Origin of the sequence: uncultured Nostoc sp., from assembly GCF_964245445.1 — a bacterium.
GTDB lineage: Bacteria > Cyanobacteriota > Cyanobacteriia > Cyanobacteriales > Nostocaceae > Nostoc.
This window is the reverse complement of sequence record NZ_CAXTNE010000289.1, coordinates 1-7,330: the sequence shown is the minus strand read 5'-3', so window position 1 is coordinate 7,330 and position 7,330 is coordinate 1. Positions and strand designations below refer to the sequence as shown.

The following is a 7,330-nucleotide window of genomic DNA, read 5'->3' as shown; positions in this document are numbered from 1 at the left end:
GCATTGGCATTGCAAGGGGACGCATTGGCATTGCAGGGTATTGCCAAATTTAATTTCCTACAAATTAATAAAATACTGTACTAAGTCTCTTGCACTAGATATCAAGCGTGTTTTATTCCTGAGTTCTGCTGTATTTATTTTGTTGATCCTACTTGGTTGCTGTTGGGCCAACAACATTTGCAGTGTTCAAGTTCTTCACCAAATCAGGGTTTCCTCCCAAATTAGAGGCGATAGTCCGCATATTGTTAGCCATCATGCCAATATAGGTATGCTCAGGATTAGTATTTTCCATTGCATTAGCTGAACCTTTGCCTGGTAACTCATCATCAGCAGTATTGGCTGTTTTTACCTTCGCTTCGCGGGCAATTTGTTCTTCTACTTTGCTGGGGTAAACCTCAGAACCAAAAATGGCTGGAACGTCTATTTTCCGAATTTGGTCAATTAGCTTTGCGACATCTTGAGCGGATGGTTCCTTAAAATCTGAAGGTTGAATAGCACCAATTACTTGAAAACCATACTCTCTAGCCCAATACGCCCAAGAATCGTGGTAGGTCAACAGTTTACGGTTTTTGGCGGGAATACTGGCGACGATTTCCCGCGTTGCTTTGTCTAGAGCATCCAGACGTTGTAAATAATTTTTGAGATTAGTCGCGTAATAGTCTTTGCCAGCAGGATCTAAGGTGGTTAACTGTTGGGCGGCTAGTTTGGCGTAAGCTTCAGCATACTTGGGGTTTACCCATAGATGAGGATTGGGATCGCCCTTTTCTTTAGGAAAGCTGAAGTCGAAAAGCCATTGGTCTTGGGTAATAGTTTTACTGCCTAGTTCAAAGATTTTAGTTTCTTTGGGTTTTGAGGCTTTAGCTAGTTTTTCTGTCGGGGATTCTAAATGTAACCCATTGGCGATGATCAGATTAGCTTTGGATAGTATATCGGCATCGCTGGGACGAGGCTCAAAGGTATGAGAATCGGTTCCTTCTGGAATAATGCCCTTAACTTCTAAGCGATCGCCTGCAATGTTACTTACAATATTCGTTAAAGGAGCAACTGTCGTTACAACTAAAAGCTTATTCTGTGTCTTTTGCTCTCCTGCTTGAACCGGAGTGCTGGTTACTTCGGGATTAGAAGACACCGTTTTATCCTGAGGGGGACTGCAAGCTACTACCATGAAGCTCAGTATAAATAGCAATCCAAGGAGGGTCTTCATTAGATTCAAGCCTTCTAAATTAAAGAATCAACCTTTGATTAGACCTTTTCCCATTATTAAAATGCAATGCCCCCTCAGGGTATTTTCGGTTGATTTTTAGATTTTTTTACCTTATATCCCACTTAAGGGATATTGTGGAAGTTGGGGAGTATAGCAATTATCAGCATAGCTGAATGATAAATTGTTCTTTGCATCTTTGCGCCTACCCTACGGATTGCCTTGAGGCGTTATAGAAGAGTAGTTGCTGCGCGTCGATACGTGAATTCATATTCAGATTTAAATTGCTAATGCTCGTTTTTCTAATGGTAGTTCAAAGCGATCGCCTGGTTTTGGCTCAAGTACCCGCGTCGAAAGATTGTTCTTCTCTACTAACGAACGAAATTCCTCAGCAGTTCCTTTAGTCTGAATCAATTTCATCAGCAATCCCTCAAACGCCACATCACCACCAGCCGCAGTAGGTAATATTACTTGAGGTTGTAACGACTTTACTACTTCTAAAGCACTATTTTGTCCTTTAATAATCGACCCAAGCAAAGGCAATGTCATGTCAATAAACGGTGTAATCACTACATCTATAGGTGCAGCTTGCTTAAGTTCTGGGGAATGATACCCGTGAGGCTCGTAGTATACAGTTAAACCACTCTCCAATTCTTTGAGGAGATAACTATTTTCTACCAGAGTGGGGCCAATTGGAGAGCCTGGAAAAGCCTTAATTTCAACTTGATTATTTAAAGTGAAAGTTTCACCATGAGCCAATACTGTTACCTGGGTGTAACCTAACTGCTGTACAACCTTGGCAGCATTAGGAGAAGCCACAACCTCGATGCTGTGATCAAGTAATTTAAGCGTTGGTGGATGAGCGTGGTCTTCTAAACCTTGAGACAGCAGGATCAGATCAATGTTATCTGGTATTGGACGCTCTTGCGATCGCGAGCCTTTAAATAACCAATCCAAGTTGCTGAAAATTAACGAACCTACCAGCCAAGGGTCAATTAGTATTCGTTTTCCGCCGATTTCCAGCAGCCAAGAGTTGCTGTCTAACCAAGTTAAAAACATAAATTTTGTGAAGATAACGCCTACCTTCATTATCAATCGTGTCAGCTTTCTTAGTAAGCACTGTTGATCGCAAACCTGCTCATGGTTTAATCAACTGCTTGCTGTTTTGGCGCACACAGATGGTTAACATTCAACGAGCGGTGTAGCCTCCGTCCATCAAGTAGAAGCTGCCCGTAACGAAAGATGCTCTGTTTGACAGCAAGAACGCCACCACATCCGCAACTTCTTCAGTGCGTGCGAGGCGACCCATCGGATGCGAGGCTGCCATCTGTGATCGCACTTCCTCCGGTACTTTGTGCATATTCGGTGTGTCTACATAACCCGGGCCGATAGCGTTGATTCGCAAGCCTTTGTCTGCATATTCCAACGCCGCCGCCCGCGTCAGCCCAATAATTCCGTGTTTCGCGGCGGTATATGGACTGATGCCGGCGACACCGACCACGCCATTTGCTGACGACATATTGACGATTGCACCGCCGCCGCTGCGGATGATTGTTGGAATTTCATACTTCAACCCAAAAAATACACTGCTCAAATCGGTGGCAATCACATCATTCCACCAGTCGATTTCGTAATCCGCAGTGGTAACATTGTGCGGACCAGTAATGCCAGCGTTATTGACAGCCAGATGCAGTCCGCCAAAGCGACTCACTGTTTGGTTAACCATTTCTTCGACTGCCTGATGATTGCGGACATCGGTTTCGATAACGTGCGCCCGATCACCGGAAGCATCCAAACGTTCAGCAACGAGGTGTGCGCCGTCTACATCAATGTCGGCAATCACGACTTTTGCTCCCATTTGAAATAACTTGACTGCGATCGCTTCTCCCAATCCAGTCGCCGCTCCGGTAACGACAGCAATTTTATCTGCAAACTCAGAAACTAAGTTCACTTCCTTGTTTGAATCCGCCGCCTGTTTGTTTTCGATTGTTTCTGCCATCATTTCGTTCATGTTAAATTCATAAAGTAGTTTGTAGGCGTTGCTCATAAATCCTTCAAGCTTTAGCGTGTACTAGTCTCTTCCGCTAATGACTGAGTAAGCAAAACTAAACAAGATACGTGAAAGCAGAGCTAAACTTTTACTTTTCCCAACCTCGATCTCAAACCGATTGCACTCTATTCCTTGCAACGTTTCAGAAGCAACTTGGTTAGGCATCATATAAAAATAAGTTGTACAAAATTTATCTGGCATAGCTTACTAAATCTAGCTTTCACATAAAAATTGTTCAGGTTATTTTTACACAAATCCTTAGGTGCAATCTTTGAATCAGCACTTTTGCTCAATGCTGTATCAAGCATTGGAGAAATTACTTCAAAAACTTGAAATCGTAAATATATAGTGCAAAGCCAATTTCTCTAGCTCCACCCGTAATGAGAATTTCGTTTCCTGAGATTTTCATCGAGTTTTGTGGTGATTTAACTCCAATGATCGCCCAAAGGTTAATCTGCATTAGTATCAAATCAGCACAGTAAAAAGTAACAAGAATAATCTTTGAGTAAATTGCTCAAAAAGACTCAAAGTCAACGCCCTACTCTTTGACCACCTTGACATCTCTAATGCTAGTAATGGTGCGGATAGTTTTCTACTGTCTTTGGAAGGAGGTTTTGTACTAATTTAGACTGATTAGGAATAGCGATCGCGTTGTAAATGGAGGAGTTTAAGCGTTTTGAAAAAGGCGATCGCCCAAAGTAATGAATGTAAAGTATTTGGTGATTTAGTCTAACTCTTTGCGCTCAGAGAACACTAGTATATTTGAAGAAAGACTTTATTAATCTTAATAATGACTATAACTACACAACAGCTTCCAACCCAAGACGCCTTTGAAAAATTCATTTGGACTTGGCAGGGCTACAAAATCCAATACACTGTCATGGGTACAGGACGCCCTCTGGTACTGGTTCACGGCTTCGGTGCTTCCATTGGACACTGGCGCAAAAATATCCCAGTTTTAGCTAATGCTGGCTACCAGGTATTTGCTATAGACCTTTTAGGTTTTGGCGGTTCTGATAAAGCGCCGATTGATTACACTGTGGAAGTTTGGGTGGAACTGCTAAAAGATTTCTGCACAGCACACATACACGAACCTGCTGTATTTATTGGCAACTCCATCGGCGCACTTTTGAGCTTAATTGTACTGGTAGAACATCCAGAAATTGCTGCTGGTGGTATTTTAATTAACTCTGCGGGTGGTTTGAGTCATCGTCCCAACGAATTGAACCCGCCACTACGGATTGTCATGGCAACTTTTAATCGGTTTGTGCGATCGCCAATTACAGGTAAATTTGTCTATAACCGCATCCGTCAAAAAGCCCAAATTCGCCGCACCCTCTACCAAGTTTACCGGAACCGTGAAGCTGTCACCGATGAATTAGTCGATTTACTTTATACTCCCTCTTGCGACCCAGGAGCGCAACAAGTTTTCGCCTCCATTCTCACCGCTCCTCCTGGGCCAAGCCCAGAGGAACTTTTGCCCAAAGTAGAACGTCCTTTATTAGTAATTTGGGGTGCTGACGATCCTTGGACACCAATTACCGGGGCAAAGATTTACGAAGAGGCGCGTGAGAATGGCAAAGAGATCAAAATTGTTCCCATTCCCAATGCTGGCCATTGTCCCCACGATGAAGTTCCAGATGTTGTTAATGCCCAGATTATCGATTGGCTAGCGCAAAGTTAAGAATTTAGCGCCAAGACGCAAATGCAAAGACACTTTCTACCGATGCGTCTTGTGCCATACACGATAAAAATGGGGCTAACAATCTGGGTGAGTGGATCTTAATCTTTATAATTGCACCTTGACAGAATCAAACTCGTATGTTTTGCAATGGAGCTTGATGTGCGTAATGGACATAAAGGGGTAATTCCCTTAAATCACCATCCAGATTTTTCCAAACAAGGCTATCAAGTTATCAGCGAACTAGGACGCAACCGAGAAGGGGGACGCATTACTTACTTAGCTAATGTCCTCAACTCTAAGCAACAGGTGGTGATTAAAGAATTTTGTTTTGCTCGTGCGGATGCTGATTTATCAGGTGTGAAAACATATCAGCGCGAAATCGAAATTTTACAGCAACTCAATCATTCTCGCATCCCTCGCTATGTAGATTCTTTTGAAATCCCAGGGGCTTTTTATCTGGTTCAGGAATATAAAAAGGCCCCATCTTTAGACTTAACGACCAGCTTTAATCCAGAAGAAATAAAACAAATTGCTTTGTCAATTTTAGAGATTTTGGTTTATCTACAAAAGCAAATTCCGCCAATTATTCATCGTGATATTAAGCCAGAGAATATTTTGGTTGATGAGCAACTCAATGCTTATCTGGTTGATTTTGGTTTGGCTAGGATACAGGGTGCAAAAGTAGCTCTGAGTAGCTTTGTAGCAGGAACTCCAGGTTTTATGCCACCAGAGGAACAGTTTGGTCATTCCCTAACTGAGGCATCAGATTTATATAGTTTAGGAGCAACACTGATTTGCTTACTTACTAATACTCGTTCTGTTGAGATTGGAAAATTAATTGATGATAACTATCGCTTTAACTTTCAGCAATTAGTTCCTCAAATTAATCCGCGTTTTCGGTCGTGGTTGAAGAAAATGGTGGAACGCAAACGGAAACGTCGTTATGCTAATGCGGCTGTTGCTTTGGAAGCACTTAGACCAATTCAGGTTGTTGGTACTGCTACCAGGATAGATACTTTAATCAGGACAATAATACTTAGAAAACGACCTACTTTGTTGGGACTAGCTACTGTTATTACACTGGCTGCAATGGGGGCAACTTTAATTAGTTGTCAGCCTGGTAATACGGTTAGGCAATTACTAGAAGCTACAGAATGCCAAAGTTTTGATTTAAATGCAAGTTGCCAAGAAAAAACCAAAGATTAAGATTAATTAGTTCGCATCTGGCTAAGGATTACAACGGTTTCCAATTGATTAGACCTCTTGCAAAAGTCCCAGATGCGTGGGACAAATAAGTTTTTTCACGCTCATTTCTCTGTTTTGAAATGTTCTACGTGTATTGTAAATCAAATTACCAGATTAAGAAATTTAGTCAAAATATTCCCCGCGCCACAAACAATAGAAGACTTAGAAAACTTCCCAGAGTTACATCAACAGCACCTTGAGCAACGACGCAACCAAGCTTAAACCTGAGTAATCAACACCACGCCACCTACCAATAAGCCGAATTCCCTACAGCGATCGTCGTGGGGTTTTGTCATTTTTGGGCTTATATCCGTATAGAATCACTAGTTTGTATTAGCTTTTAACATTTTATCTAAGTGAAAAATTTGTGTCGCCCGTATCGGTTACAGGGTATAGCTTTCAGCCGATTGAATGTGAAAAAATGAATTTGTCATTTTGTGTTTTTCAAAATTTAAAGTTGGCAGCGGTTAGACGCGATCAATAAAACTTTGGATATGGTCGAAAATGCACTAACAATAACTCTTGCATAAATATTTTGTGGTATGATTAGGGGTTATTCTAATTTCAGTTTTTGATAAGAGTTTATAAATTGTTTCGAGCAAGTATTATCAGGCGATCGCTAACTAAAAAAATGGCAGCAAACGTTGTTTCAGTTATTGGTTAATTACTGAGATTCTTTGATAAATTTGATTTTTGAATTGATTTATATAGCTAATTCGTAATTATAAATTACCGCAATTAAATTAGACCTTAAAGCAAAACGTCGGTGACGGTTTCGATATCTATTAGACAAAATTTTAAATATCTCCTATTTTCACTGTTAATCAAAGTCCTGCTCGCAATTTGTCCAACCCTTCATCATACCACAAAACACTTTTGCAAGAGTTCTATTGACTACTACCGCAAAGCAGAAGTCAAAAGTCAAAAGTTTTGTATATCAAGGCTTTTGCTTGTTTAAAAGGGTAGCTTGATTTATGCCCCGCTCTACTACACACGTAGAGGTACAATATATTGTGCTCCTACGTGTGTATTCCATGCTTGTGAAAATTGCTGTCATTTTCATGAGTATCAAAGATTCAGAGACTTCCAAATAAAAAAATACTCTTAGAGGATGTTTGAAAAGTCATGATTGATGTATCAAATATTTTTT

At 41.1% G+C, this 7,330-nt stretch carries 5 protein-coding genes and 1 pseudogene; 2 read left to right on the top strand and 4 right to left on the bottom strand.

All coding sequences use genetic code 11. The features are described 5' to 3' along the window. Nucleotides 1–148: 148 nt before the first annotated feature. The 3 genes from ACFE90_RS31855 to ACFE90_RS31845 form a co-directional block, all read right to left on the bottom strand. Nucleotides 149–1,129: a metal ABC transporter substrate-binding protein gene (locus ACFE90_RS31855; RefSeq protein WP_375506325.1), complete on the bottom strand. Its 981-nt coding sequence runs from the start codon at nucleotides 1,127–1,129 to the stop codon at nucleotides 149–151. A gap of 351 nt (nucleotides 1,130–1,480) precedes the next feature. Beyond that, the gene (locus ACFE90_RS31850; RefSeq protein ID WP_375506324.1) at nucleotides 1,481–2,260 is read right to left on the bottom strand and encodes an MBL fold metallo-hydrolase; all 780 of its coding nucleotides are present in this window, start codon (nucleotides 2,258–2,260) and stop codon (nucleotides 1,481–1,483) included. Nucleotides 2,261–2,390: 130 nt separating this feature from the next. Then, the gene (locus tag ACFE90_RS31845) at nucleotides 2,391–3,248 is read right to left on the bottom strand and encodes an SDR family NAD(P)-dependent oxidoreductase (protein WP_375506323.1); all 858 of its coding nucleotides are present in this window, start codon (nucleotides 3,246–3,248) and stop codon (nucleotides 2,391–2,393) included. A gap of 793 nt (nucleotides 3,249–4,041) precedes the next feature. Here ACFE90_RS31845 and ACFE90_RS31840 point away from each other — a divergent pair. Both ACFE90_RS31840 and ACFE90_RS31835 read left to right on the top strand, forming a co-directional pair. Beyond that, a complete protein-coding gene (locus ACFE90_RS31840) occupies nucleotides 4,042–4,935 on the top strand; it encodes an alpha/beta fold hydrolase (protein ID WP_375506322.1) in 894 nt (297 codons plus the stop codon). A 147-nt stretch (nucleotides 4,936–5,082) separates the two neighbouring features. Beyond that, nucleotides 5,083–6,141 (top strand): serine/threonine protein kinase, encoded by a 1,059-nt coding sequence (locus ACFE90_RS31835; RefSeq protein WP_375506321.1) that lies wholly within the window; start codon nucleotides 5,083–5,085, stop codon nucleotides 6,139–6,141. A 742-nt stretch (nucleotides 6,142–6,883) separates the two neighbouring features. Here the strand turns inward: ACFE90_RS31835 and ACFE90_RS31830 are convergent. Continuing rightward, nucleotides 6,884–6,982, bottom strand: a pseudogene (locus tag ACFE90_RS31830) (IS5/IS1182 family transposase); the annotation flags it as partial. Between the last annotated feature and the right edge of the window lie 348 nt (nucleotides 6,983–7,330).